Here is a 24,359-nt window from a genome sequence, read left to right as displayed (position 1 = left end):
CATATTTCTTCCGCAATCATCATTTTGCAACCCAAAGCAAAAAATGAACGGGAGTGTCCCCAGGTTGGCTCTTGACCGGTTTAACGAAGATGATTACCGCGTAGGCGGGCAGAATAGTGGTCAGGTTTTCTATGTCGCGATTGAGCCTGTCAACCGGGATTTCCGACAAACCAAACAGCGAGACAGCCTTGAACGCCAAACACACAAGTACGACGCACTTCAAGAAAAACTGGCCTTTCTACTGGATCAGCCGGGTCAATGCCCGCTACGTTCAGGTTCTCGATGCGCGTTTGAAACCCATCGGCATTGATGTGCCGAGGTGGCGTGTGCTCATGTCACTCTATGAAGATACCTATCTATCAATCTCCGAAATCGCCGAATTTTCGACGATGCGGCTCAATACCACCACCAAGGTGGTGCAGAGAATGATTGCGGATGGCCAACTGGTCACCCGTGTGCGGCCCTCCGATGCCCGTGTCACAGAAGCATGCTTGACGGCGGAGGGCGATCGTCTTCGGGCGTTGGCCTTCAAGGAGGCAAAAGAAGTGTTCGAGGTCAGCTTTCAAGACGTCAGCGAAGAAGAGATGGCTGTTCTCAATACAATCCTTGGCAAAGTGTTTGAAAAGCTCAACACATTGTAACGGCAGCAGAACCTGATCTTATCAGGCGGCCCTTCTTATCAGGTGGTGCCGTGGGATGCGAGACTGACCATGACTTCGGCGACGGCACCTTGCTCGCGTGACGGATAATGGATACCGCTGCCAATCGCGTCCGCCATGGATTTGATGATTCTTTGGCCAAGCCCGGTGGAGGTGGCGTTTTTATGCTCACTCGCCAGCCCAACGCCTTGATCTTCCACGGCAAGTCTGGCTAATCCCGGATCCTGCTGTTTGAAACTCACATGGATCTTGCCAGCCGTTCCTTCTGGATAGGCATATTTCAAGGCGTTGGTCACCAGTTCGCTGACAATCATTCCGGCAGAGACGGCTTTATCGGCAGGCAGTTCAATGGGGTCGGCGTCAACCACAATCTCAATCAGGTTTTTCCCGGTGTCGATTGTGCTGGAAATATCCTTGATCAGCGCATCGAGATAGCGATCCATTGCGACATCGTTGACATGCTCCGATGTGTAGAGGCTGCGATGCATGCCCGCAATCGCCGATATACGGCTTTGTGTTTCGGTCAAGGCTTGTCGCAACTGCTCGTTATCGGTGGCACCCGCCTGAAGCCGCAAAAGGCCCGCAACAAGCGCCAGACTATTGGCCACTCTATGGTTCATTTCGGCCAGAAGCGTTTCCGCGCGCTCTTTGCCACGGCGAATTTCTTCGTCCGCCTGCTCTTTTTCCTGCCGCAGGCGTGCCGTGCTCACCGTCTGGCGAATGGCATCTTCCAACAGATCGAAAAAATCCTCATCAACGCTTTTGATGACATAGTCGGCGGCTCCTGCCTTGATGGCATCAATGGCCACCCGGGCTTCATTCGAGCCGGTGATATAGATGACCGGCACATTGATGTGCGACATACGCATTTGCTCGAGAACTTCGTGCCCGGTGGTGTTTTCGAGATAGTGATCCAGAATCACGACATCAAAGGGTTCTTGCTGCAAAAGCAAAAGGGCGGCATGGGCATCACTATCGTGGCGGACAACACAATTGCGGCGGCCTAGTTTTCTCTTCACCAATTGGGCCAGAGCCAAGTCATCATCAATATGCAGGATACGCAGATCCATGGCCGTCCCTTTGATAAAATCCCACGCCCCAAAAGCCATCGCAGAGCAGCGAACAATAAGTCTTTGCGCTAAATGCTTACAATTTCTATTGTTTGAAGCATAGCGGCAAAAATTAGGCAGACCCCATTTTCCCACATGGATAAAGTTGAGGGTACCGCTTTGTGCAACCGACGCATTTTATGCAAATTTGCAACTTTAGGCACATATAACGATTTTTCGGGAAAAAATAGAGGTACTCAGCGCATCTTCATGCCAAAGTCATGAAGCAGTGATCGGCGATAACGCGCAGTTGCCATGCGAAAATCGATATGGTTGGTTTGCTCGATTATGTGCTAGCCCAAGCCCCCTGAAGAAACAGAATTTGAAGAAACAGATTTGACGATGGAATCACCCAGCCGATTCAATCGACAGGTTTGTCCAATGGGTTGCGACAAAGTCACCCAAGCGGCAACATGCGGTTGAGACTGTTGGTTGCTGGTGCGGGCAATGGCAATTTGGTGCCTTTCGTTGAAACAGGCTTGAGTTGAGACAGGGAAGACATGCAAGACCTGCGCGATCATAATTCGGGTGTTGGCAAACATTCCAGCCTGTCTGTCACACTGCGCCGCATGGCGCGGTGGCTGGAATTGCGCTCCTTTGGGCTGACGCCAGAGCATTTTACGCTGGCAGAGGCAAGGCGTGCGGCGGTGGCGGTAGCGGTGCCTTTGGTGCTGGTGGTTGGCTCTGGCCAATATCATATGGGCTGGGCCATTTTTGCATCCTTCTGGACATGCCTTTGCGATAGTCCGGGGTCTGATAAGCAACGCCGTTTCCAACTGTTGCTCTTTGCGCTGTGTGGAACCCTGATCGCGTTTGGAGGTGCGTGGGTTGCCTCGCTTGGCTATCCGGTGCCGTTGATTGCCGGACCGTTGCTGGTGTTTGTTTCTGTGCTTTTGCCTTCAAGGCTGGCGCATTCCGGCATGGTCTCGACGCTTCTGGCTGTGGTCGGTGTTGTCGCTGTTGGTTTTCCCAAGCCCTTGGTGCCCGCCGCTGTGCAGGCGCTGGCTTTTCTGGGGGGAAGCCTATGGGCCTTTGTGCTGATCACCTGGTTGATGCGCATTGATCCCTGGCTGCCGGTTCGCCAGGCGGCAGGTGCTGTGCTGATGCGGCTGACGGATATGGTCAGCGATCTTGTGGTGACGGCTGATCGCCCGCACCGGGATTATCAATGGCATCCAGATCACGCGAGCCACAGACGCTCTGTGCGGATTGCCATTGAGCGCCTGCGCATGCTGATGGTGCGCTACCAGACCGCTCCAGCAAAGCAGTTTCGACCCTTCGCCACATTGCATCATTCCAGCGAGACCATTTTCAGTGCCTTGATTGCGCTGGACCACGCCTTCATCGTTAAAAAAGGCCGCTCGGAAGATCGAATTGCTTGCGCGTTCGCCATTTTGGATGCGCTGAACGCCAGTCGAACCGCACTGAAAAAATGGTCAGCAAGTGAGCCGAGCCTTGTCAATGCGCTGGATCGCCTGCATCAGGCAAGCATCGCCATGCAGGATGAAACCCTGAAGGGCTGTCTGTTGGCCGTGGAGCAGGCCTTGCGTGGCACCATGATGCCGCTTGTGCAGCCTCAGCCGAGCTTGAGCTTTACGCACAGCGCCGATGAAGCTGTCATGCCGCTGAAGATTGCTGTTCGCCATGCGCTTCGGCAGGCAGCAGCGGTGCTGGCGGTCTATTATGTCGCGCTTATTTTCAGCTTCGGCTATCCCTATTGGGCGACCATGGCGGTTGTGGTTGTGCTGCAAGGGGCGGCACGGTTCACCTGGACCCGCGGGGTGGAGCGAATTTTGGGCAGTTCGCTCGGCGGCATTCTCACCCTTGGCTTTTTGCATTTTGTTGATCAGCCGTTGATTCTGGCGCTGATTGTTGTGCCGTTGGCTGGTCTGACCATTGCGTTGCGCAGTGTCAATTACACCGTGTTTGTCGTCTTTTTGACAATGCTGTTTATTATGGTCACCGAGTTGCTGCAATCTGGGGCTGGGGTCGCCTCTGCCCGCATTGTCGACAATACGATTGGCAGCTTGACCGCCCTTGTCGCCATTCTGGTGCTGTGGCCTGATTTTGGCTCGCCCTTGTCGGCATTGATCAAAGAAGGGTTGAGAGCAAATCAGGCCTATCTTGATGCGGTTGAAAGTGGGGCCGATCTTCAAACCATCATCAAGGCACGGCGGGCGGCGGGCCTAGCCAGCACGGCGGCCGAAATTGCCATCCACGATCTGGGCGGTCTTTTACGCCGCTTTAACCGGGTGTCCGAAGAAGATGGAGCGGCCCTTCGGGACCTTCGCCGACTTGCAGGCGAAGCGGCAGGCGCATGGCATCGTCGCCTTCAGCAGAATGACAAGCCATGAGCAGACCTTAGCTGTCGCGGAAAAATTCTAATGCCTTGAAGCTTGTACGCGGGCAAGGGCTGCATCCAGATCATGCCATGCCGGTTTGTTGGGGGCGTAACGGGCGCGCAGATAGTTGGCCAGATTTTTGATCTGGCTATCGGTGAACTGATCGCGAAAACCGGGCATGGACATCACTTCCGGGGCTTGCCGCCCGGTGTTTTCGGCGAGAACTGCGGGGGCCTCAACACCATGGAAAATCGACTGCAACAGATTGTCGGGGCTTGATGCGTGCAGGTTGGTGTTGAGCGCCAAAGACGGCAAAACAGCGCTTTGCTCATGACAGGCGGCACAGGCCCCCTCGAAAAGGCGCAGCCCCTGTGGTGAGACACGAAGCGCCTCGGTTTTGGCAGCGGTGCTGGCGGCAATCGCCTTGTCATGGGCCTCGGCTGCGTCTTTCGGCTCGGTATTGCCGTTCAAGCTGGCGAGATAGGTGGCCATGGCGGCAATGTCGCTATCGGGTAGCGGCTGCAGGGCGGCAATCACCGGTGCCATTGGCCCGCTGGCGCTGCCATGCTGGCTGGAATGGCCGGTGCGGAGATAGGTGTAATAGGCTTCTTTCGTCCAACTCACCGGGCTGAGAGCGGCAATGTTAAGCGCCGGTGCGTGCCAGCCATCGGCATAGCCACCGGCGAGATGGGCCGTGCCGGTTTTTTCCGCGCCCAAGCTGTTGCGCTCAGTATGACAGGCAGAACAATGGCCGAATGTCTCGACCAGATAGGCCCCCCGGTTCCAGGCGGCGTCATGGCTTGCATCAAAGGCAAAGGGCTTTGCCTGTAAAAACATGGCGTTCCAAACGGCCATCATCGGGCGGAGATTGAAGGGAAAGCGCAAATTCGTCTTGTGCGGTGCTTCGCTTGCCGGTTTTTGGCTCATCAAATAGGCATAGAGGGCCTGAAGGTCTGCGTCTTCTGCGCCCGCAAAAGACGTGTAGGGATGGACCGGGTAAAGATGATGACCATCACGGCTGACACCTTCACGCATGGCGCGCTCAAATGCCGGATAGGACCAGGCACCGATGCCGTTTTTTGCATCCGGCGTAATGTTGGTGGCATAGACCGCGCCAAAGGGCGTTTCAAATTTGCGACCACCGGCAAAAGCGTGACCATCAGCGCCACTATGGCAGACATTGCAGGCCCCTGCGGCAGCGGCCAGCCTGCCACGCTCAATGGTGGCGGCACTAAAGACATTGCTGTCTGGAGGGGAAATTGGCGCGATTGCGGTCCGCCAGGGGGAGACTAAAGCCATAACGCCTGCGAGGGCTGCGGCACCGCCTGCAAGGGCGAGGCCCAAACCTGCAATGTCCCATCTCTTTCGCTTTTTCGGGCGCACAGCGGCGGAGGCAGATGTTTCGCCTTGCAGGCCTTTGAGGATCATTTCCGGCGTCAGTGGCAATTCGCGAAAGCGAATGCCGGTGGCATCATACACCGCATTGGCAATGGCCGCCGCACTGGGCACGGAGGCGGATTCGCCAACCCCAAGCGGCGGCTCGTTGGGCCGCGGCACCATGATCACGTCAATGTCTGGCACCTCGGGGAAGCTCAGGAGCGGATAAGCGCCCCATTCCTTGGAGGTGACCCCGGTGGATGAAAACTCAACTTTTTCCTTCAAGACGCGGCTGGTGGATTGCACGATATTGCCGTGAATCTGATGACGCACCCCATCCGGGTTGATCATCAGGCCAGAATCCTGGCCGCAGGTTACCTTGGTGACGGTAATGGCACCGGTTTTGGTGTTAACGGCCACATCGGCCACCCATGCCGCCCATGCCGCCGCAGTCCCCGGAAACGGGCCATGGACATAGACCGCATAGGCAAAGCCGCGCCCGTAAACAAGATCGCCCTCGCCGCCCAGCGTGCCAAAAGTGGTGTGGGGAACCCACCCTGCTCGCTCGGAAACGGCGTGAACAAGGTCAATGGCGCGCGGGTCGTGCAAATAGCGCAGACGATATTCGATCGGGTCCACGCCCGCGGCGGATGCCAGCTCATCCATATAGCATTCGTGGGCAAAGGTGTTGGGCATGGCCGACACACCACGAAACCATGAGGCCCGCGCCATTGGTGGCATGTCATGCACGGTCACGCGCAAATTGCCAAAGCCATAGGGCGGAATGGCTGTGCGGTCCCCCATTTGGGCAATATTGGCCACCGGCGGTATGGTTCCCGTTAGCAACAGAGCCAGTGTGGGGGCAAGATTGGAGGGATAACGTGTTTCGAAATCATACCCCAAAGGGCCGCCTTCAAGATCAAGCCCGCCGCGCACATCCATAATCTGGGCAGCCCCTTTTGGCTCCCAGAGATGCTCCTGCTCTCGGCTCAGTTGCACGCGCACGGGCGCCCCAACCGCGCGTGACAACAGGGCGGCATCGGCTGTGACATCATCAGCGCAATTGCGGCCATAGCAGCCTGCCGCCTCCAGCCGTTCTATGGTGATTTTTTCCTGCGGCATATCCAACAGTTGGGCCAGATCGCGCAGCATCGGAAAGGGATTTTGGGTGCCGGACCAAACCGTCAAACCATCGTCTCGATAATCAGCCACCGCACAGGAAGGGCCAATCGAGCCATGCATCTGATAGGGCCAGACATAGGTACGGTTCATCACCTGCGTTCCGCCAGCAAGAGCAAGATCAATATTGCCTTTGTCGGCCAAGATGCGCGGCGTGGAGGGATTGTTGCGAAGGGCGATCGCAGGGACGTTCAGATCCGGCTGTGGTGGCGGATCGCGCCAGATGACAGTAAGGCAATTGGCCGCCGCAATGGCATTCTCCTCGCGGGTTGCGACCACGCCGACAAAATCGCCCTGCACCACCACGCCAATGAGGCCGGGAATGTGAGAAACAGAGGCCTCATCCACCGAGATCAGGCTGTTGCCAATCATGTCGCCATGGTCAAATCCGGCATAGGGCGGGCGCACCACCCGACCATGCAGCATGCCCGGCACACGCACATCATGCACATAGGTCCATGCCCCTGTGGCTTTGGCCGGAATATCCACCCGTGGTGTGGCTGTGCCCACCAGCCGGTAGGTGGATGGCGGCTTGAGCGGTGCCGTTCCATCAATCGGAAGATCAATTTCCGTGCCAGCGATAAGCTCTCCCAGACTGATGTGCAAATTTTCCAGGCCAGATGCTTGAAAAATACCAGCCTCAATGCCCAGTTTTTCGATATCAACGCCAAGCCTGCTTGCTGCCTTTGCCAGCAGATAGGCACGGGCTGTGGCGCAAGCCTGACGGAGGGGAATGGCGGTGACCTGAATGGTTTCACTGGCAATGGTTGCCCCTTGGTCAGGGCCGGTTCTGGTGCTGCCCAGCACCATGGTCACCTGCTCAAAACGAACATCCAGCTCTTCGGCGACAATTTGTGCAAGGGCTGTGCGAATGCCGGTTCCAAGATCAACATGACCGTTATAGGCCAGCACCTGCCCGCCCGCATCAAGGCGGAGAAACGGGCGGCGGTGACCATCAAGGCTATGGATGGTGAGGGTGCCGGCCTTGCCTGCTTCAGTCTGGCCTGCTTCAGTCTGGCCTGCGTCAGTCGGGCCTGCGTCAGCCGTCATGGTTTCACCTCCTCTGTCAGCGATTGTGCATAGCCAAGGGCGCGGCGGGCAGCAGCGAGAATTTCGATATGGGTGCCGCAGCGGCAGAGGTTGTGGCGCAGGGCTTCGCGTATTTCGGCCTCGCTTGCGCCCGGGTTTTGCATCGCCAGCGCTGCTATCGCGATAATCATGCCATTCAGGCAATAGCCGCATTGGGCGGCAGCTTCTTCGATAAAGGCCCGTTGAACAAAATGCAGCGTGCCGCCGTTTGCCAGTCCTTCCAGCGTGATCACCGGCCGTTTTGCAGCAGTCTGAAGGGGTACGCGGCAGGAGCGCACGGCGCGTCCATCCATCAAAACGGCGCAGGCACCACATTCGCCCAGACCGCAGCCGTATTTGGGGCCGTTCAGCGCCAGATCGTTGCGCAATATATAAAGAAGCGGTGTTGTCGGATCGGCGTTTACCGTGTGCTGCGCACCGTTGACCTGAATTTCAACCGCCGCCATCACCATGCTGCGACCCTGTAGGCCATTTTGCTGCGGTCGGTGCGGCTCAATTTGGGGTCGCCAGCCAGCGATCCGAGATGATGAAGGACTCCAATGCGCATGGTTGCCGCCTCCCTTAAGCCAGCACGTCCTAAATGATACAATGTTCCCTTGGCGTTTTTCGCCTTATCGTGACAATTGAAAGCAAGCAGCATGCCAGGTGCATGTCGTGATAAAAAGTGTATACTCTTGTTTATCGCGGTGCCATTGCCGCCTGCTTTTTCATTGCATGGTCAGGATCGGCTATTTCGATCAAAAAACAAGCAAAAAATCAGAGGGCGCGATTTTACCTCTGTGCTAACTAGAGAGATCACTCTTTTTATCAGATTTGAGGCGTGAGACATGACCACGGTCGCAATTGTCGTTTTGGCAGCTGGAAAATCGAGCCGCATGGGTGCCCATTCCTTGGGCCAAAGTCATAAGCTGCTGGCACGGTTTGATGGCGTGCCACTGATACGGCGTGTGGTGTCTGCCAGCCTGAACACTCGGGCGGCGTCCATCACTGTTGTCACCGGCCATCGTCATGCAGACATCGCGACCTGTCTGGAGGGTTTGCCAATTCACCTCTGTGTCAATGCAGCCTATGAGACTGGTATGGCAAGCTCGATTGTTGCTGCGATAAACCAGCCGGAGGTGAGCGGAGCGGATGGGGTGCTCATCCTGCTTGCCGATATGCCGGGGATTACGACGGATCACATGGATCAGTTGATTGTGGCATTTCAACAGGCCGGCGGCGGTGTGGTGGTGCGGGCAACGGCCAATGGCCAAAGCGGCAATCCGGTTCTATTGCCCAGCACCCTTTATCCATCCGTTTTGGCGCTCAAGGGAGACCGAGGCGCGAAATCCGTGATTGAAACCTCCGGCTTGGCCATGGTGAATGTCGAGATAGGCCGCCCTGCGCTCACAGATGTGGATACACCCGCCGACCTTGAGGCGGCGGGCGGGGTGCTTGAGCCATAGGGGCAGCGGCCTTCTGCCTACTGAAAAGCCTCATGGATATAATTATGGGCAAGGTCCAGCCAAGGTGGGTTTTCGGCATACATTTCACCAATCAACTGTTTGACAAGATCAATGTAGCGCGAATTGTCGCTGATGCGATGATTGAGGATCACCGGCGAGGTCATGTCTTTTCCCTCAAGCAATCGGTAATGCACATCTGAACGCATCTGGCGGGCCGTTGCCGGTACAATGCAAATACCCGCCTCTGCCGCAACCAGCCCCAACGCGGTTTGGATTTCACGCACCTCCTGCACCTCGGCTGGACGTGCGTCGTGGCTGTGCAACAGACCAAGGACATGATCGGCATAACCGGGACGCGGCTCTTTGGGATAGACGATGATTTTGCAACCATTAAGCGCTTTGGGCTGCAAAGGTCCGGTCTCTTGCGCAAGTGGTGTACCCTTCGGGATAGCCGCCATCAAACGCTCATCGCGCAGCAGGACATCGGCAATGTTGGGATCGCGATGGAGCACGCGACCAAAACCGATATCAATACGTCCTTCTTTAAGGGCCGGGATCTGCTGCACAGACACCAGTTCGAGCAATTGAATATCCAGCTCCGGCGCATGTTGGCGCAGCTTTCGCACCAAGGACGGCAAGCCGCCATAGAGCGTGGAGGCCACAAAGCCGATGGAAAAAACGCTGTTCTGGTTGAGGCCAACGCGCCGCGTTGCCGCCTGCATCTGTTCCACGCGTCCCAGAATTTGCAAGGATTGCTCAAAAAACAGCTTTCCCGCCTCCGTCAGCCGCAAGGGGCGGCTTTTGCGAATAATCAGGGCCACGCCCAATTGTTCTTCCAGCAGCTGAATCTGGCGGCTGAGCGGCGGTTGGGCGATATGCAGCATCTGGGCGGCGCGGGTGAAATTGCGCTCCCTTGCCACGGCAACAAAATAACGAAGCTGGCGCAAATCCATCATGTGTCCCTTCCCTCCTCAAACCATCCTATCAAAAATGATTGGATTGCTTGCTATGCACGCCGATATTGAAGCATTTCTTTGCCTATCATACCATATGGGTATGATAACAGACGCGAATGATATTGGACGGTCTTGCGCCCCGGTCGTAACGTCTCCGCATGAACACGATCTCGCCAACCACTGCTTCCGAGGCATCCGCTTTTCCCGTTGTTGAACGGGTTGAAACCATGCTTGTCGATCTTCCGACCATTCGGCCCCATAAATTGTCGGTGGCCACCATGAATGGCCAGACGTTGATGCTGGTCAAAGTCCATTGCAGCGATGGCGTGGTGGGTATTGGTGAAGGCACTACCATTGGCGGGTTGGCTTATGGTGGCGAAAGCCCCGAGGGGATGAAGCTGGCCATTGATACCTATTTTCAGCCGCTCATGCTGGGGCAAGATGCCAGTGCTGTGCGGGCGCTGATGCTGCGCATTGGTAAAATGGTCAAGGAAAACCGCTTTGCCAAATGCGCCGTGGAAACGGCTCTGCTGGATGCCCACGGCAAGCGATTGGGCCTGCCGGTCAGCGCCTTTCTGGGCGGGCGGCTGCGCAGCCGCTTGCCGGTTGCCTGGACGCTGGCGTCTGGCGATACCGCCAGAGACATTGCTGAAGCCGAAAAAATGCTGGATCTGCGGCGGCACAAGATTTTCAAGCTCAAGATCGGGGCAAAGCCCCTGTTGGACGACATTCGTCATGTGGCCGCTATCAAGCGGGCTTTGGGTGATCGTGGCGCTGTGCGGGTTGATGTCAACATGGCGTGGAGCGAGACGGAAGCCGCCTATGGTATGGCAGCGATGTCTGACGCGGGTTGCGAATTGGTGGAGCAGCCGGTGGCATCCGCTGCGGCTCTGGCCCGTCTTGTTCGGCGCTTTCCGACCGCCTTGATGGCCGATGAATCGCTTCAGGGCGCTGAGAGCGCGTTTGAGCTGGCAAAGCTTGGCGGTGCCGATGTGTTTGCCATCAAGATCGAGCAAAGCGGCGGCCTTTTCAATGCGCAGCGGGTGGCCGCCATTGCTGATGCGGCGGGGATTGGCCTTTATGGCGGTACCATGCTGGAAGGTGCCTTTGGCACGATTGCCTCGGCCCATGTGTTCTCAACGTTCAATCAGTTGCAATGGGGCACAGAGCTGTTTGGCCCTCTGCTTTTGACCGAGGAAATTCTGACAACGCCGCTGGACTACAGCGATTTTGAACTCACCGTCCCCAATGGTCCGGGCCTCGGCATTGAACTGGATGAAGAGCGGGTCGCATTTTTTGTACGTGACGGTCTGCGCAAGACCATCAGTCTGTCCGAATAATACCAGGATTCATTGAAAATGACTCTTGGTATTCCTTTTGCAAATATCTCAAGCACTTGATGCATTTGAGATATTTGCAATGTCTTCAAGGTGAGGATGCTCTCGCATCTTCGAGCCTGGTATAAGGAGTGTCATGATGCTGTTTCATGTACGAATGGACGTTCACTTACCCCATGACCTGCCACCTTTGGACGCTGCGGACATTCTGGCGCGCGAGAAGGCCTATTCGCAAGAGCTGCAACACAGTGGCAAGTGGCGCCACATCTGGCGCCTTGCGGGCCAATACGCCAATTATAGTATTTTTGATGTGCGTGACAATGAGGAGTTGCACGCAATTCTCTCTGGCCTGCCGCTGTTTAAATTTATGGACATCGAGGTAACTCCGCTTTTGCGGCATCCCTCTTCCATCCGCGATAACGATACCTGACAGCCACAAGACCGTGCCGCGGGGAGTGGCACCCAATTTTTGAAAGATCCTAGAGGAGGATGAACACATGAACGTAAAGATCTTTGATCGGCCCGATATTCAGGCTTTTCTCAAGACCCTGAGCGGGCTTGATAAAGACGGTGGTAGCCCGCGCATGAAGGAAATTACCCACCGGATCATGTCTGACCTGTTCAAGGCTATTGATGATTTGAACATCACCCCGGATGAATATTGGACGGGCATTGCATGGCTGAACGAAATTGGTGCGGCCGGTCAGGCTGGCCTGATATCGCCCGGTCTTGGCCTCGACCATTTTATTGATGAGCGGCTTGATGCTGTTGATGCCGCCCTCGGCATTGAAAACCCAACGCCGCGCACCATTGAAGGCCCGCTTTATGTGGCCGGAGCGCCGGTAAGCAAGGGGTTTGCTCGTCTGGATGATGGCACTGATGAAAACGGCCATCTGTTGATCATGCATGGCACTGTGATGGGTGCCGATGGCAAGCCGCTGCCGGGTGCAAAGGTTGAAGTCTGGCACTGTGACACCCGCGGTTTCTACTCGCATTTTGACCCAACGGGCAAACAGGCCGATTTTAACATGCGGCGCACGATTATTGCCGACGAAAACGGCTGTTATAAATTCCGGAGCATTCTGCCAAGCGGATATGGCGTACCTCCGGGCAGCCCAACCGAGCGGTTGTTGTCGGCGCTTGGCCGTCATGGACAACGCCCGGCCCACATCCACTTCTTTGTCAGCGCCGATGGCCATCGTAAGCTGACCACACAGATCAATATCGAAGGCGATCCGCTGATCAACGACGACTTTGCCTATGCAACGCGAGATGGCCTGATTCCGCCGGTGATTGAGCGCACCGACGAGGCCAGCATCAAGGAAAATGGCTTGTCTGCCCCGTTTGCCGAAATCAAGTTCGACATTCATCTGACGTCACTGGTGGACGGTGTCGATAACCAGATCAACGAACAGCGCAAGCGCGCAATGGCTTGATGGTTTCGGCTGGCGGCTTAAAGCTGCCAGCCGGTTTCTCATGGTTTTATATCGTGTCGATATTATAGCTTATGTCGATGAAACTTCACGCGTTGCCAAGAGTTTATCGATCCGCATGCCGTCCAGATCGATAATTTCAAACCGCCAGCCATCGAATTCAAACACCTCGCCTACCTCTGGCAGATGGCCCAGTTGGTGCAGTGCCAAGCCTGCAATGGTGTGAAAATCGCTGTTTTCGGGCCTGCTCGTCAGTTCCAGCCTTTCAAAGGCATCATAGGCTGGCATTTGTCCGTCAATCAGCAGGGAGCCATCTTCACGCTCAACGATATTGGGATGGTCATCGTCGTCTGCGGAAAGATCACCGGCAATGGCTTCGAGAAGATCGGTCTGGGTCAAAATTCCTTCAAGGCTGCCGTATTCGTCCACCACCATTGCAAGGCGCACCGGCGTCGTCTTGAAGTTTTCCAGCAGCCTGAACACGGAGGTTGATTCATGGATGATCAAGGGTTGCTGCAGCACCGAAAGAACATCAATCGGCACACCATCAAGCACCTGATTCAGCAAATCCTTCTTCAAGACCATGCCGATGGTGTCATCAATGCTGCCATGGGCTACCAGAAGTTGCTCATGCGGGCTTTCGCGCAAGCTTCGCAGGATGTCGTCATCGCTGTCGTCGGCATCAATCCAGTCCACGTCCAGCCGTGGCGTCATGATGTCGGACACATCGCGGCTGCCAATGTTGAACACCCGCTCAACCAGATCTTTTTGCGCCTGTTCAAGAAGGCCCGCTTCCTGGCTTTCGGCAATCAGCAGTTTGATTTCGGCGGGCGAATGAAGTGATCCTTCGCCATTGCCGGGCTGAAGCCCGCACAGGCGAATAACAGAATTGCCCATGGCGTTCAGGATGAGAATGGCCGGTCGCAGCACCATCAAAAACACGGCCAGCGGGCGCACAATGGCAAGAGCCGTTCCTTCGCTGCGCTGCAACGCCAAACTTTTCGGGGCAAGCTCGCCAAGAACGATGTGCAGAGCAGTGATGATGATAAACGAAATGGCCACCGCAAACGCATGCGACCCTGCAATCGCCCATGATCCCGGCAAAAAGGCCAGCAAAGGTTCAATCAGATGCGCCAGTGCAGGCTCGCCAACCCAGCCGAGCGCAAGCGATGAAATGGTTATGCCAAGCTGGGTGGCGGCCAGGTTGGCATCCAGATTGTCGACAGCGCGTTGCAAGGCGCTGGCATTCATGCGGCCTTGAGAAACGAGCTCGGCAACACGGCTTTTTCGAACAGAAACAAGGGCGAACTCGGCGGCGACGAAAAAGCCGTTGGCGGCAACCAGAAAAATAACCGCAAATATTCCCAATGTATCAAAATAACTACTTCCGGACTCGGGCATAAATTCCTTTTAGGCGGGCCTCGCCGTGATCTGTTGTCTAAGAGCCCACAGCATCGCGGGCCATAGAGGACGCACAAGCTGTGCTGTCGCCCTTCAATCGGCTGCATCATTCCTGAAATCTGTTCCGGTTTCAGGAATGATGCACTCGTAAAAGTGAGGGATAATCTAGCGTCACCCTTGAAAAATGCAAGCAAGCTCGAATGAACATCATCAGGCAAGTGGTAGCGCCACCTGAACCTCCACGCCCTGCGGCTTCATGGGCCGGGGGGAGATGACGTTGACCGTCATGCCGGTGCGCTCGGTGATCGCCTTGATAATCGAAAGCCCAAGCCCGCTGCCACCCATTTTGGCACTGCCGCGCTCAAATCGCAGCATCAGCCTTTGCATGATATCCGCTGACAAAACCGGCCCGTCATTGGCAACGCTGAGCGTGCCGTCCGGCTGCAGCATCGCCTCCACCTGACAATCGTGTGCCCCGTGTTTCAATGCATTTTCAATCAGATTGCGAAAGAGAATGCCAACGGCATCCGGGTCCAGCCTGGACATCACCGGCGCATCTGGAAGGTTCAATTCAATGCGGCCCTCGCCCACCCGCGTGAAATCCTGAACAATCATGTTGAGCACTGTTCTAAGGTCGAAAGGCTCGTCGCTCTGCAGGCGCCCACCTTCCGCGCGGGCAAGCTGCATCAGTTTTTCGGACATGCGCATCAGCCGTTTCAGCGTATGGGTGATCTCGCTTGCCCGCTGGCCGGTCAGTTCCTCTGTCGTTTCCGAGCGGATACGCTGGGCTTGGGCAATGGCACCTGCCACCGGGGTTCGCAATTCGTGGGCGGCATTGGCGGCAAAGGCCCGCTCGGCTGAAAAGGCCGCCTTCAACCGATCGAGCAATTGGTTGATGCCCGCCGATATGGGCCGCAATTCGCTGGGCAGATTGCTATCTGGCAGGGGTGAGAGATTTTGCGCTCCGCGATGGCTCAGCTCCTGTTGCAGCACCCGCACAGGCCGCAGAGAGCCGCGCACGGCCAAAAAAATGGCCAGAAGGCTGACCGGGATCACCACGGCAAGCGGCAAAATCAGCCCCAGCAGCATTTTTTGCGACAGTTCCTTGCGATGCGCCAACGGCTCGGCCACGGCAATTGTGACATGTCCTTTCGTGCTCGCGTCAAAATAGATCTGATGGGTATCGGTGCGCACAAAGCCGGTGCGCACAAACGGCGGAAAAATTGCCGCATCGGCATCTTTTGAGGCAAGAATGATCCTGCCGTTGTCAGCGCGGATGAGAAAGGTCACATCATCGCCATAGCGTGCCTCGCGGCCCTCGTGGCTTTCAATTTCATCCCCGCCGGGCCCATCATCATGGTCTGTGAGATCACGATTTTTATGGCCTTCGCGCAGATCATGCAGGGCTATGGGCAAAATGCGCTGGGCCGTGGACCTTAGCCCGTCGTCAAACACGTCCTCCATCTCAGCCGTCAGGCGGTGGGCGGTGATGGCGGCAGCCACAAGCCACAGCACGGTGACCGAAAGCCCGATGGTAAGCGCCAGGCGCGCCTGAAGCGAAACACTCTTTTTCATGGCCGTCCCAGACGGTAGCCGAGCCCGCGTTCGGTCTCGATCACCTTCGCGCCAAGCTTTTTGCGCAAGCGGCTGACGTGAACCTCAATGGCGTTGCTGTCGATGTCGGTATCAAAAGAATAGAGCTTTTCCTCAAGTTGTGCCTTGGAGAGAAGCTGGTTCGGCCTTTGCAGAAAGGCCTCAAACAAAACCCATTCGCGCGCGGTTAAAATTACTGCTTTGCCGTTGAGGATAACGTGCCTGGCGGCGAGATCAATGGTCAGCGCGCCAAGTGTCATGATCGGATTAGGGTTGCCGCTATAGCGGCGCGCAACAGACCCGATGCGGGCCGAAAGCTCCTCCAGATCAAAGGGTTTGACCAGATAATCATCGGCTCCGGCGTTGAGGCCTGCGATGCGATCAGACACCTGATCAAGCGCGGTCAGGATGATCACGGGTGTGACATCGCCTCTCGCGCGCAAGGCTTTCAAAAAGGGAATGCCAAGGCCATCGGGCAGCATGAGATCCAGCAGCACCAGCCCATAGCTGGTGGAGGCAAGCGCATCCGTTGCGCGATCCAGCCGGGTCATCCAGTCTACGGAATGGCCATCGGCGGCGATCTGGTCGCGGATGGCTGCGCCCAGCGCCGTGTCATCCTCTATCAATAGCACGCGCATCAATGCCTCCCCTGCTCTCCTTTTTTAATCTGCTCGCCAGCTTACCGGAAGCTGAAGCAATGTCGCAGCTTTTGTCAGGAGCCGGTCAGTTTTCCGCGCCATTGATCAATCCCACATGAAGAGGAAACGACAATGAAAAGCAGCATTCTGCTAGCCCTGGCCATTATGGCCGCACCCCCTGCTCAGGCGCGGGACGATTGCGATGTGCCGATCAAGGATTGGCAGACGCGCGATGCGGTGCGCGCCTTGGCCGAGACGAAAGGCTGGGTCCTGCAACGCATCAAGATCGATGACGGTTGTTATGAGGTCCATGGCACCGACCAGGATGGCAAGCGCTTTGAGGCCAAAATTGACCCGGCAACGCTGACCGTCATCGAGATCGAGCTAAACCACAAGCGTCGCTGATCTCAAAAAACCTCAACAGCAAGCACGGCGTGCATCCTGCCCCCCATTCATCAGACACACCAAAATTTTGAAGGATCATAGAATGAAATCTTTTCTCGCACTCCTCGCTGTCACCACAGCTCTTACGCTGCCCGGTCTCGCTCCCAATGCTGCGATGGCAGGTCAGGTGAGTTTGAACACCACCATGCGCAATTATGGTGGCAATGGCGCTTTCCTTGCCTATTACCTCACAGATGCGCAGGGCAAATATGCGGGCAGCGTGTGGATGGCAGGCGGCAAGGCCCGATATTATGAGCATCTCGCCAGCTGGTATCGGGCAACGGGTGGCGATACCCGCGAGATCAATGGCATCACGGGTGCAAGCGTTGGCTCTGGCCGCACACTCAAAGTCACGCTCGATCTTGCCGATACCTTGTTTGATGCCGGCTACAAGCTGCATATCGATTCTGCCGTGGAAGATATGCGCGATAGCCCCAACGAGATCGTTGTGCCACTGACCTCTGCCGGTTTCGGCCAAAAGGCAAAGGGAACCCGCTACATCGCCGATTTCAGCTATACTCGTTAAGCGGATAAGGACGCCTGTTATGATCCGCTTGCTCCACCGCTGGCTTGCTCTGCTGGCCACTATGCTTCTCAGCACTATTGCCGTCTCTGGCGTGGCATTATCGGTGTTTCCCACCATGGAGGCCTTCATCACGCCCTCCGCCCAACAGATCACTGTTGCGCAGCTGGCAGCGCGGGTGCGCGGCGCTGAGCCGAGCGTTGAGCAGATCCGGCGCGCGCCCTCCGGCCGCATCACCGCCTATTATTTTGAGGGAGATCAACCGGCGTCTGCGGTGATTGATCCCGGAAGCGGCAAGCCCGTGAGCCCCGCCGATACATCGGCAGTCGAGCGGTGGCTGATCAATTTTCACCGCGCGTTGTTTTTGGGCGATCAGGGCAGGATTATCACGGCCGTGGGTGCGGCAATCATGCTGCTGATGTCGATCTCCGGCCTGTTTCTCCTCGTGCGGCGTGCTGGCGGCTGGCGTTTCTTGTTGCGGCCTATCAAAGGCCAAGGTAAGGGACGGCTCCATTCGGTGGTGGCTCGCGTCACGCTTCCCGGTCTGGTCTTTTCGTCACTCACCGCTCTTTGGATGGCGGCTGCCACCTTTGGCCTTCTGCCGGAAGGGGCCGGTGCGCAAGCCTTTCCGGCAACGGTGAGCGGCGAAACCGGCATCGCGCTTGATGCCATCCCTACTCTGCAAGCAACCCTTGTCGATGATCTGCGTTCTCTCAACTTTCCCTCGGTTAACGATGCGACCGATGTTTTCACGCTGAAAACAGCGACAGGCGAAGGCTATCTTGACCAAGGCACAGGTGCGCTGCTGGGCTGGCGGGCCACCAGCTGGATCGATCAAGCCTCTTATCTGATCACCATGCTGCACACGGGGCGAGGCATGGCGTGGCTCGGCCTTATCCTTGGGTTTTGCGCATTTGGGGTGCCGTTTCTGGGATGGACGGGCATTGCAATCTGGCTGTCACGTCGCAGCCCAAGTCGAGGCCATGGCAAGGCGGTGTCTGCGCCGCCAAGCGCTGCCGACACCATTGTGCTGGTGGCCTCGGAAAGTGGCACCACGCGTGGTTTTGCAGCAACGCTTCAATCTGCCCTGACATCAAGCGGTCTTCGGGTGCATGTTGGAGCCATGACTGGCTTTGACGTTGCGCGCTGGCCAAAGGCAAAGCGCGTCATCCTGCTGGCTGCCACCTATGGCGATGGCTCAGCCCCCGCCTCAGCGCAAGGCTTTCTGGAGCAGCTCAAATCCGTTTTGGCTCGCCCGGATCTTTCACTCGCTGTGCTTGGATTTGGTGATCGCAGCTTTGCACATTTCTGCGGCTTTGCTGCGCGGATTGCCGAGATCGCGAAGACGAACGGCTGGACGGAGCTTTTGCCTTTTGACACCATCGATCGGCAATCGCCGCAGGATTTCAGCCGGTGGGGCCGCAATCTTGCAAAAGCGCTTGATCTCGATTTTGAGCTGAACCATCAACCTGTCGCGCCCAAAACATGGCCTCTCAATCTGGTCTCCCGGCGCGATTACGGTGCAAATGTTCAGGCCATGACGGTGATTTTGCGCTTTGCTTTGCCCAAAACCTCGCTTTGGCAGCGGCTGAGCGGCCAAGGCTTTGCGCCGTTTGAGGCCGGAGACCTGATCGGGATCGTGCCGCGAGGTTCCGATTTGCCGAGGTTCTACTCGCTCGCTTCCGGCTCAAAAGACGGATTTCTTGAAATTTGCGTGCGCAAACATGCGGGCGGTCTCTGCTCCGGCCAGTTAACGGCACTGGAGCCCGGCGATGCGGTGACGGGTTTTGTGCGGCACAACCCGGCTTTTCGCCCGGTAAAAACGCGCAAACCTGTGATCCTGATTGGGGCCGGAACAGGCATTGGGCCACTTGCCGGTTTCGCTCGCGCCAATGCATCCCGCCAGCCCATGCATCTTTATTTTGGTGCGCGCCATCCCGGCAGCGATGCGCTTTATGCAGAAGAGCTATCGCACTGGACGCAGGATGGGCGGCTTGCCTCTGTCACCATGGCCTATTCGCGCGTACAAACGCCCGCCTATGTGCAAGACAGTCTGCGCAAGGATGCGCCAAAGCTGTGCAGCCTGATCAAAGCAGGCGGACAGGTTCTCGTCTGCGGCGGAACAGACATGGCAGCCGGTGTGGCGGCGGCGCTTACAGATATTCTGGCCGGTGACGGCATCCATCTTTCCACTTTGAAAGCACAGGGCCGCTATGCAGAAGACGTTTACTGACCTCACCCGCCACGCGCTAAACGGTGCCACCATGGGCACACGCTGGTCGGCGCTGTTTTATAGCCCGTCTGGCTTTGGCCCCGCCCCGGTTCAAACCTCTATGGCCCATGCTGTTGCTGAAGTGGATCAGCAAATGTCCAGCTGGAAGCAAGATAGTGATCTCAACCGCCTGAATGCGGCAAAGCAAGACACCTGGGTGGCGTTGCCAGAGCAGCTTATGACCGTGCTGGAGGCCGGTCTTGCAATTGGCCGGGCATCAGGAGGTGCTTTTGATATCGGCATGGGCGATGCCGTGAACGCTTGGGGATTTGGGCCAAAACCAGCCGATGAGGCAAAAATCAGAGCCGCACGGCTTCAGCGCCGTTGCCTGGCCCATGAGAGTTTAGAGCTTGATAGGGCCAACCTTCGAGCGCGAAAACACCACACCGTCTGCTTTGACCTCAACGGCATTGCCAAAGGCTATGGCGTGGACAGGCTAACCGAGATTGCCTCACAACATGGCGTGACGGCCGGGCTTTTTGCCATTGATGGCGAGTTGAGGGCCGCAGGCACGCTGCCTGATGGCGGTGGCTGGACGGTTGCGGTCGAGAGGCCCGATATTGCTCTGCGCACGCCCCATTCTATTCTGGAGCTGCAAGATGCGGCTGTTGCGACCTCGGGTGATTATCGGCATTGGGTAGAATTGGCAGGGCACCGCCTCTCCCACACCATGGACCCGCGCCGTGGCATGCCCCTCACACAGCCGCCTGCCTCTGTCACCGTCATTGCCCGCGACTGCATGAGCGCCGATGCCTGGGCGACGGCCATGATGGTGCTGGGCGAAGAGCAAGGTCTTTTGCTTGCAGAAAAACTTGGGCTGTCTGCGCTGTTTTTGCAGCATAACACTGCATCTCTTTAGCTTTATCGCGAGAGCACTCGAGGCTCATTTTTGAATAGCATGCAATATATCCTATACGATATAATGAATGCGATGGCTCTATTGGGCCGTGTGATCAAGCCTGTGACAGGCAACCGTGCGCCCCAAAGCGACGGTATGAAGCTCTGGCCGTTCATGGACGCAGCGCTCGACGGCAATGGGACAGTTTGCATAAAATGCACAACCCGCACCCGTTTCAGCAGATCTGTTGGGCAGGTTTTTTCTGGCTTGCCTGCCAAAGCGGTCGACGCTCAATTCGGCATCGGTCAGCGCGCTCGTATAGGGGTGAAGGGGCTGTTTGAAAACCGCCTGGGCGGGGCCTTGCTCGACCAGTCGACCGCGATACATCACCCCCACCCGATCGGCGATGCTATTGACCACCGCCAGATTGTGGCTGATGAACAAAAAGGTGACGCCGCGCTTTTCACGCAGATCTTGCAGCAGATTGAGCACCTGCGCCTGAACGGAGAGGTCGAGGGCTGACACCGCCTCATCGGCCACCACCAGACGAGGCCCGGTGATCAGGGCTCTGGCAATGGCAATGCGTTGGCGCTGGCCACCGGAAAATTCATGCGGATAGCGCGCCGCATGGCTGGCTTCCAGCCCCACGCTCTCCAGCATGCTGGCGACGCGCGCACGAATCCCTGCTTTGTCAGGCTTGCTTGCCAGAACATGCAATGGCTCGGCGATAATCCGACCAATTTTCTGGCGCGGATCCAAAGACCCGAATGGGTCTTGAAATACCATTTGAAAATCCCGCCGCCTCTGCTTGAGTTCCTTGTCTTTTAATGAAAATAAATCCTCGCCATCGAAAAGCACCTGACCGGAGGTTGGGCGATCTAGTGCCATCACCAGCCGCGCAAGCGTGGATTTTCCGCAGCCGCTCTCGCCAACAATGCCGAAAATCTCATGAGCATCAATGGTGAGCGAAATATTGTCCAAAGCGCGTTGCGTGTGGGTTTTGCCCAGCAAGGGACGGCTGACATAATCGCGTGTCAGGTGGCGAACATCGAGAAGCGGTGCTTTTTCCATCAGCATGGCTCTTCCGGGTCACTGCGTCGGCCGCATTCGCTGCGGCTTGGCACGGATTGTAACAGGCTGCGTGTGTAGGGATGCGCAGGATGTTCAAACACTGTGCGGGTTGCCCCCTCCTCGATTTTTTGTCCGGCAACCATGACAATGGTGCGATCACACATGCGGGCAATCACGCCCAGATCGTGGCTGACAAGCATCATGGCCATGCCATGCTCGTCCACGAGATCGCTCAGCAGATCAAGCACCTCGGCCTGCACCGTCACATCCAGCGCCGTTGTTGGCTCATCGGCAATCAACAGTGCAGGCTTCAGCGCCAGCGCGATCGCAATTCCAACCCGCTGGCGTTGCCCACCGGAGAGTTCATGCGGATAGGCCTTTGCCCGCCGCTTCGCATCTGGCATGCGTACCTGATCCATCATGTCCACCGCCCGTAACCGTGCTTCGCGCCATGATAACCCGCCGTGACAGACCATGCCTTCGGCAATCTGATCACCAATGGTCATGGCCGGGTTAAGCGCTGTCAGCGGTTCTTGAAAGATTATGCCAATCCGCTTGCCGCGAAGGGTACACATCCTTGTTTCACTGGTGCTCAAGAGATCTTCCCCCTCAAGCAGAATCTGTCCGCTGGCTTTGGCAATATCGGGCAAAAGGCCCATGATCGAGAGGGACAACAGCGATTTTCCTGATCCGCTTTCCCCGACAATGCCAAGCGTTTCACCGGCATGCACATCGAACTCAACACCATCCAATACCGTCATCTCGCGGCCGTTCGATGGGGCAATGCAAACGTTGAGATTGCGCACGGACAGAAAGGGGCTGTTGCTCATGACAGCCTCTTTTCACGCGGATCAAGCAGATCTCTCAGGCCATCGCCGAGCATATTGAAGCCGAGCACGGTGAGAGCAATGGCAAGGCCCGGCAAAATCGCAAGCCACGGAGCAATTCCCAGATAGGTCTGGGCATCGGCCAACATCCGCCCCCATGTGGGCGTTGGCGGCGGCATGCCTAAACCCAGAAAGCTCAGGCCCGCCTCTGTTAAAATAGCAAGGCCAAGTTGAATGGTGACCTGAACGATGATCTGATTGGCGATATTGGGCAGAATATGGTGCCAGGTGATTAAAATCTTGCCCTTGCCTGCCCCGCGTGCGGCAAGCACGTAATCGCGCGTCCAGATTTGCAAGGCCGCGCTGGCGGTGATGCGGGCAAATACCGGCACCATGAAAACGGCGATGGCGATAATGGCCGTAAACCGACCCGCTCCCAGCAAGGCCCCCAGCATCATGGCTGACAAAATCGGCGGAATCGCAAAGATCACATCATTGATCCGCATGATCAGCGCCGCAAACAGGCCGCGCTGTGCTGCCGCTGTCACCCCCAAAAACGTGCCAACCGAGGCACCAAGGCTAACCGCCAGAACCGAGGTGGACAATGAGTTCCACGCGCCGACCATCAGCATGGAGGCAAGATCACGCCCGAGCTGGTCTGTGCCCAAAATACCAAAGGCCAAAGGTGGTTTCAATTTATGAATAATCTGCATTTTCAAGGGCGGCAAAGGCGTCCAGACCAGAGACAGCAGCGCAATAGCCACCAGCGCCGCAATGAGGGCAAAACCAATCGCAAGAGTGGGCCTTGAAAGACAATGAATCGTCGCGATGGGCTCTGATTTCGCGCGGGTGTTCATGCGCCTCTCCCCCGCAATCTGGGATCAAGCAGAAGATAAGAAAGATCGATCAGGAAATTCATCACAATCACCAGACCGGCAAAGAACAGCACCACGTCTTGCATCACCACAATGTCGCGCTGGATCAGCGCCTGATAGGCCAACCGCCCGAGTCCCGGCAGGTTAAAGACATTTTCAATCAAAATCGCGCCCGCGATCAAAAATGTAAATTGCAGGCCGAGGATTGTCATCACCGGCACAAGGGCATTGGGCACGGCGTGCCCCCAGAGCGCCTGCCTGCGGGTCAGCCCTTTGGCGCGCGCGGTACGGACAAAATCCTCATTCATAACCTCCAGCACGGAAGAGCGTGTCACACGGGTCAAGACACCAGCTTGCGGCAAAGCCAGCGCAATGGCGGGCAAAATTAACGCCGCCAGCGCTTTGCCAAATCCCGCTTGCCAACCGGGAAAGCCGCCAGCGGGCATCCAGCCCAGCGAAATGGAAAAAGCCATGACCAGCAACAGACCGACCCAGAAACCCGGAACCGCAATGAACACTTGCGACACAACACCGGCGATATAATCAAAGGCACCGTTGCGCTTCCCCGCCGAGACGACGCCCAGCGGAATGGCAATGGCGACCGAGAGCACGATGGCCATCAACGCCAGCGGCAATGTCACCACCAAGCGCTGGCCAATCAGATCCGAAACAGGAACGCCATAGGTGTAGGATGTTCCAAGATTGCCGGTTGCAACCCCGCAAAGCCACGCCAGATAGCGCATCACCACCGGTTGATCGAGACCGAGTTCGTGGCGCAATGCCATCAGGGTGTCGGGACTTGCCGAGGTGCCCAGCATCACGGCTGCCGGATCACCCGGCAGCACACTCATGATCAAAAACACCACGGCAGAAACGGCAACAAGCGTCACGATCAACCCGACACAGCGCCTCAAGATCAGTTCCATCATATCTGGATTTCCCGGCTCGGAT

At 56.8% G+C, this 24,359-nt stretch carries 21 protein-coding genes; 10 read left to right on the top strand and 11 right to left on the bottom strand.

The features are described 5' to 3' along the window. Positions 1 to 188: 188 nt before the first annotated feature. The gene (locus tag BJF95_RS10385; protein ID WP_075639520.1) at positions 189 to 641 is read left to right on the top strand and encodes a MarR family winged helix-turn-helix transcriptional regulator; all 453 of its coding nucleotides are present in this window, start codon (positions 189 to 191) and stop codon (positions 639 to 641) included. A 38-nt stretch (positions 642 to 679) separates the two neighbouring features. Here BJF95_RS10385 and BJF95_RS10380 read toward each other — a convergent pair whose 3' ends face one another. After that, complete coding sequence (locus BJF95_RS10380; protein ID WP_075639519.1) at positions 680 to 1,729, bottom strand: histidine kinase dimerization/phosphoacceptor domain -containing protein; 1,050 nt, start codon at positions 1,727 to 1,729, stop codon at positions 680 to 682. Between the two features lie 539 nt (positions 1,730 to 2,268). Between BJF95_RS10380 and BJF95_RS10375 the strand changes: the two genes are divergently transcribed. After that, positions 2,269 to 4,122, top strand: coding sequence for an FUSC family protein (locus BJF95_RS10375; RefSeq protein ID WP_075639412.1), 1,854 nt, complete (start codon positions 2,269 to 2,271; stop codon positions 4,120 to 4,122). 27 nt (positions 4,123 to 4,149) lie between these two features. On the opposite strand, the gene BJF95_RS10370 is transcribed toward BJF95_RS10375, so the two are convergent. Then, the gene (locus tag BJF95_RS10370; RefSeq protein ID WP_083638777.1) at positions 4,150 to 7,716 is read right to left on the bottom strand and encodes a molybdopterin cofactor-binding domain-containing protein; all 3,567 of its coding nucleotides are present in this window, start codon (positions 7,714 to 7,716) and stop codon (positions 4,150 to 4,152) included. Next, positions 7,713 to 8,207 carry a (2Fe-2S)-binding protein gene (locus tag BJF95_RS10365; protein ID WP_075639411.1) on the bottom strand — a complete coding sequence of 165 codons (495 nt, stop codon included), beginning with the start codon at positions 8,205 to 8,207 and terminating at the stop codon, positions 7,713 to 7,715. Before BJF95_RS10365 ends, BJF95_RS10370 begins: the two co-directional genes overlap by 4 nt. A gap of 375 nt (positions 8,208 to 8,582) precedes the next feature. On the opposite strand from BJF95_RS10365, the gene BJF95_RS10360 reads away from it, so the two are divergent. Then, on the top strand, positions 8,583 to 9,200 hold the full coding sequence (locus BJF95_RS10360; RefSeq protein WP_075639410.1) for a nucleotidyltransferase family protein: 618 nt from the start codon (positions 8,583 to 8,585) through the stop codon (positions 9,198 to 9,200). Positions 9,201 to 9,217: 17 nt separating this feature from the next. Here the strand turns inward: BJF95_RS10360 and BJF95_RS10355 are convergent, their stop codons facing one another. Continuing rightward, positions 9,218 to 10,153, bottom strand: a complete 936-nt coding sequence (locus BJF95_RS10355; RefSeq protein ID WP_075639517.1) for a LysR family transcriptional regulator — start codon at positions 10,151 to 10,153, stop codon at positions 9,218 to 9,220. Positions 10,154 to 10,314: 161 nt separating this feature from the next. Here BJF95_RS10355 and BJF95_RS10350 point away from each other — a divergent pair, with 161 nt between their 5' ends. The 3 genes from BJF95_RS10350 (at position 10,315) to catA (ending at position 12,929) form a co-directional block, all read left to right on the top strand. Then, positions 10,315 to 11,496 carry a muconate/chloromuconate family cycloisomerase gene (locus BJF95_RS10350; RefSeq protein WP_075639409.1) on the top strand — a complete coding sequence of 394 codons (1,182 nt, stop codon included), beginning with the start codon at positions 10,315 to 10,317 and terminating at the stop codon, positions 11,494 to 11,496. Positions 11,497 to 11,632: 136 nt separating this feature from the next. Further along, complete coding sequence (gene catC / locus BJF95_RS10345) at positions 11,633 to 11,923, top strand: muconolactone Delta-isomerase (RefSeq protein ID WP_075639516.1); 291 nt, start codon at positions 11,633 to 11,635, stop codon at positions 11,921 to 11,923. A 67-nt stretch (positions 11,924 to 11,990) separates the two neighbouring features. Continuing rightward, positions 11,991 to 12,929 carry a catechol 1,2-dioxygenase gene (gene catA, locus BJF95_RS10340; RefSeq protein ID WP_075639408.1) on the top strand — a complete coding sequence of 313 codons (939 nt, stop codon included), beginning with the start codon at positions 11,991 to 11,993 and terminating at the stop codon, positions 12,927 to 12,929. Between the two features lie 69 nt (positions 12,930 to 12,998). On the opposite strand, the gene BJF95_RS10335 is transcribed toward catA, so the two are convergent. From BJF95_RS10335 to BJF95_RS10325, 3 genes are all read right to left on the bottom strand, one after another. After that, positions 12,999 to 14,327 (bottom strand): hemolysin family protein, encoded by a 1,329-nt coding sequence (locus tag BJF95_RS10335; RefSeq protein ID WP_075639407.1) that lies wholly within the window; start codon positions 14,325 to 14,327, stop codon positions 12,999 to 13,001. Between the two features lie 210 nt (positions 14,328 to 14,537). Further along, the gene (locus tag BJF95_RS10330) at positions 14,538 to 15,902 is read right to left on the bottom strand and encodes an ATP-binding protein (protein ID WP_075639406.1); all 1,365 of its coding nucleotides are present in this window, start codon (positions 15,900 to 15,902) and stop codon (positions 14,538 to 14,540) included. Further along, positions 15,899 to 16,558: a response regulator transcription factor gene (locus BJF95_RS10325; protein WP_075639405.1), complete on the bottom strand. Its 660-nt coding sequence runs from the start codon at positions 16,556 to 16,558 to the stop codon at positions 15,899 to 15,901. Before BJF95_RS10325 ends, BJF95_RS10330 begins: the two co-directional genes overlap by 4 nt. Before the next feature lie 132 nt (positions 16,559 to 16,690). Between BJF95_RS10325 and BJF95_RS10320 the strand changes: the two genes are divergently transcribed. The 4 genes from BJF95_RS10320 to BJF95_RS10305 all read left to right on the top strand — a co-directional run bounded on the left by BJF95_RS10320 (position 16,691) and on the right by BJF95_RS10305 (position 20,656). Beyond that, positions 16,691 to 16,963: a PepSY domain-containing protein gene (locus tag BJF95_RS10320; RefSeq protein WP_075639404.1), complete on the top strand. Its 273-nt coding sequence runs from the start codon at positions 16,691 to 16,693 to the stop codon at positions 16,961 to 16,963. Positions 16,964 to 17,045: 82 nt separating this feature from the next. Beyond that, entirely contained in the window at positions 17,046 to 17,528 is a 483-nt protein-coding gene (locus BJF95_RS10315) for a DUF2271 domain-containing protein (protein ID WP_075639403.1), read from the top strand. 19 nt (positions 17,529 to 17,547) lie between these two features. Beyond that, entirely contained in the window at positions 17,548 to 19,758 is a 2,211-nt protein-coding gene (locus BJF95_RS10310) for a PepSY domain-containing protein (protein ID WP_075639402.1), read from the top strand. Next, positions 19,739 to 20,656 carry an FAD:protein FMN transferase gene (locus BJF95_RS10305; protein WP_075639401.1) on the top strand — a complete coding sequence of 306 codons (918 nt, stop codon included), beginning with the start codon at positions 19,739 to 19,741 and terminating at the stop codon, positions 20,654 to 20,656. The genes BJF95_RS10310 and BJF95_RS10305 overlap by 20 nt, the downstream gene beginning before the upstream one ends. Positions 20,657 to 20,734: 78 nt before the next feature. Here the strand turns inward: BJF95_RS10305 and BJF95_RS10300 are convergent, their stop codons facing one another. Genes BJF95_RS10300 through BJF95_RS10285 form a run of 4 tightly spaced genes read right to left on the bottom strand, consistent with a single transcriptional unit; the run spans position 20,735 to position 24,337 of the window. After that, the gene (locus tag BJF95_RS10300) at positions 20,735 to 21,706 is read right to left on the bottom strand and encodes an ABC transporter ATP-binding protein (protein ID WP_075639515.1); all 972 of its coding nucleotides are present in this window, start codon (positions 21,704 to 21,706) and stop codon (positions 20,735 to 20,737) included. Then, positions 21,706 to 22,536 (bottom strand): ABC transporter ATP-binding protein, encoded by an 831-nt coding sequence (locus tag BJF95_RS10295; RefSeq protein WP_075639400.1) that lies wholly within the window; start codon positions 22,534 to 22,536, stop codon positions 21,706 to 21,708. Before BJF95_RS10295 ends, BJF95_RS10300 begins: the two co-directional genes overlap by 1 nt. Further along, the gene (locus tag BJF95_RS10290) at positions 22,533 to 23,390 is read right to left on the bottom strand and encodes an ABC transporter permease (protein ID WP_075639399.1); all 858 of its coding nucleotides are present in this window, start codon (positions 23,388 to 23,390) and stop codon (positions 22,533 to 22,535) included. The genes BJF95_RS10295 and BJF95_RS10290 overlap by 4 nt, the downstream gene beginning before the upstream one ends. After that, on the bottom strand, positions 23,387 to 24,337 hold the full coding sequence (locus BJF95_RS10285) for an ABC transporter permease (protein ID WP_075639398.1): 951 nt from the start codon (positions 24,335 to 24,337) through the stop codon (positions 23,387 to 23,389). Before BJF95_RS10285 ends, BJF95_RS10290 begins: the two co-directional genes overlap by 4 nt. Between the last annotated feature and the right edge of the window lie 22 nt (positions 24,338 to 24,359).

The sequence above is a fragment of the Rhizobium oryziradicis genome, assembly GCF_001939045.1.
GTDB classification, from domain to species: Bacteria; Pseudomonadota; Alphaproteobacteria; order Rhizobiales; family Rhizobiaceae; genus Allorhizobium; species Allorhizobium oryziradicis.
Note: the sequence above shows the minus strand (reverse complement) of the source record. Positions and strands in the feature narration are given on the sequence as shown.

Excerpts from the sequence above, each read along its gene's own strand:
- BJF95_RS10380 (WP_075639519.1), bottom strand. The coding sequence starts at position 1,729 with ATGGATCTGCGTATCCTGCATATTGATGATGACTTGGCTCTGGCCCAA.
- BJF95_RS10375 (WP_075639412.1), top strand. The coding sequence starts at position 2,269 with ATGCAAGACCTGCGCGATCATAATTCGGGTGTTGGCAAACATTCCAGC.
- BJF95_RS10370 (WP_083638777.1), bottom strand. The coding sequence starts at position 7,716 with ATGACGGCTGACGCAGGCCCGACTGACGCAGGCCAGACTGAAGCAGGC.
- BJF95_RS10365 (WP_075639411.1), bottom strand. The coding sequence starts at position 8,207 with ATGGTGATGGCGGCGGTTGAAATTCAGGTCAACGGTGCGCAGCACACG.
- BJF95_RS10360 (WP_075639410.1), top strand. The coding sequence starts at position 8,583 with ATGACCACGGTCGCAATTGTCGTTTTGGCAGCTGGAAAATCGAGCCGC.
- BJF95_RS10355 (WP_075639517.1), bottom strand. The coding sequence starts at position 10,153 with ATGGATTTGCGCCAGCTTCGTTATTTTGTTGCCGTGGCAAGGGAGCGC.
- BJF95_RS10350 (WP_075639409.1), top strand. The coding sequence starts at position 10,315 with ATGAACACGATCTCGCCAACCACTGCTTCCGAGGCATCCGCTTTTCCC.
- catC (WP_075639516.1), top strand. The coding sequence starts at position 11,633 with ATGCTGTTTCATGTACGAATGGACGTTCACTTACCCCATGACCTGCCA.
- catA (WP_075639408.1), top strand. The coding sequence starts at position 11,991 with ATGAACGTAAAGATCTTTGATCGGCCCGATATTCAGGCTTTTCTCAAG.
- BJF95_RS10335 (WP_075639407.1), bottom strand. The coding sequence starts at position 14,327 with ATGCCCGAGTCCGGAAGTAGTTATTTTGATACATTGGGAATATTTGCG.
- BJF95_RS10330 (WP_075639406.1), bottom strand. The coding sequence starts at position 15,902 with ATGAAAAAGAGTGTTTCGCTTCAGGCGCGCCTGGCGCTTACCATCGGG.
- BJF95_RS10325 (WP_075639405.1), bottom strand. The coding sequence starts at position 16,558 with ATGCGCGTGCTATTGATAGAGGATGACACGGCGCTGGGCGCAGCCATC.
- BJF95_RS10320 (WP_075639404.1), top strand. The coding sequence starts at position 16,691 with ATGAAAAGCAGCATTCTGCTAGCCCTGGCCATTATGGCCGCACCCCCT.
- BJF95_RS10315 (WP_075639403.1), top strand. The coding sequence starts at position 17,046 with ATGAAATCTTTTCTCGCACTCCTCGCTGTCACCACAGCTCTTACGCTG.
- BJF95_RS10310 (WP_075639402.1), top strand. The coding sequence starts at position 17,548 with ATGATCCGCTTGCTCCACCGCTGGCTTGCTCTGCTGGCCACTATGCTT.
- BJF95_RS10305 (WP_075639401.1), top strand. The coding sequence starts at position 19,739 with ATGCAGAAGACGTTTACTGACCTCACCCGCCACGCGCTAAACGGTGCC.
- BJF95_RS10300 (WP_075639515.1), bottom strand. The coding sequence starts at position 21,706 with ATGGAAAAAGCACCGCTTCTCGATGTTCGCCACCTGACACGCGATTAT.
- BJF95_RS10295 (WP_075639400.1), bottom strand. The coding sequence starts at position 22,536 with ATGAGCAACAGCCCCTTTCTGTCCGTGCGCAATCTCAACGTTTGCATT.
- BJF95_RS10290 (WP_075639399.1), bottom strand. The coding sequence starts at position 23,390 with ATGAACACCCGCGCGAAATCAGAGCCCATCGCGACGATTCATTGTCTT.
- BJF95_RS10285 (WP_075639398.1), bottom strand. The coding sequence starts at position 24,337 with ATGATGGAACTGATCTTGAGGCGCTGTGTCGGGTTGATCGTGACGCTT.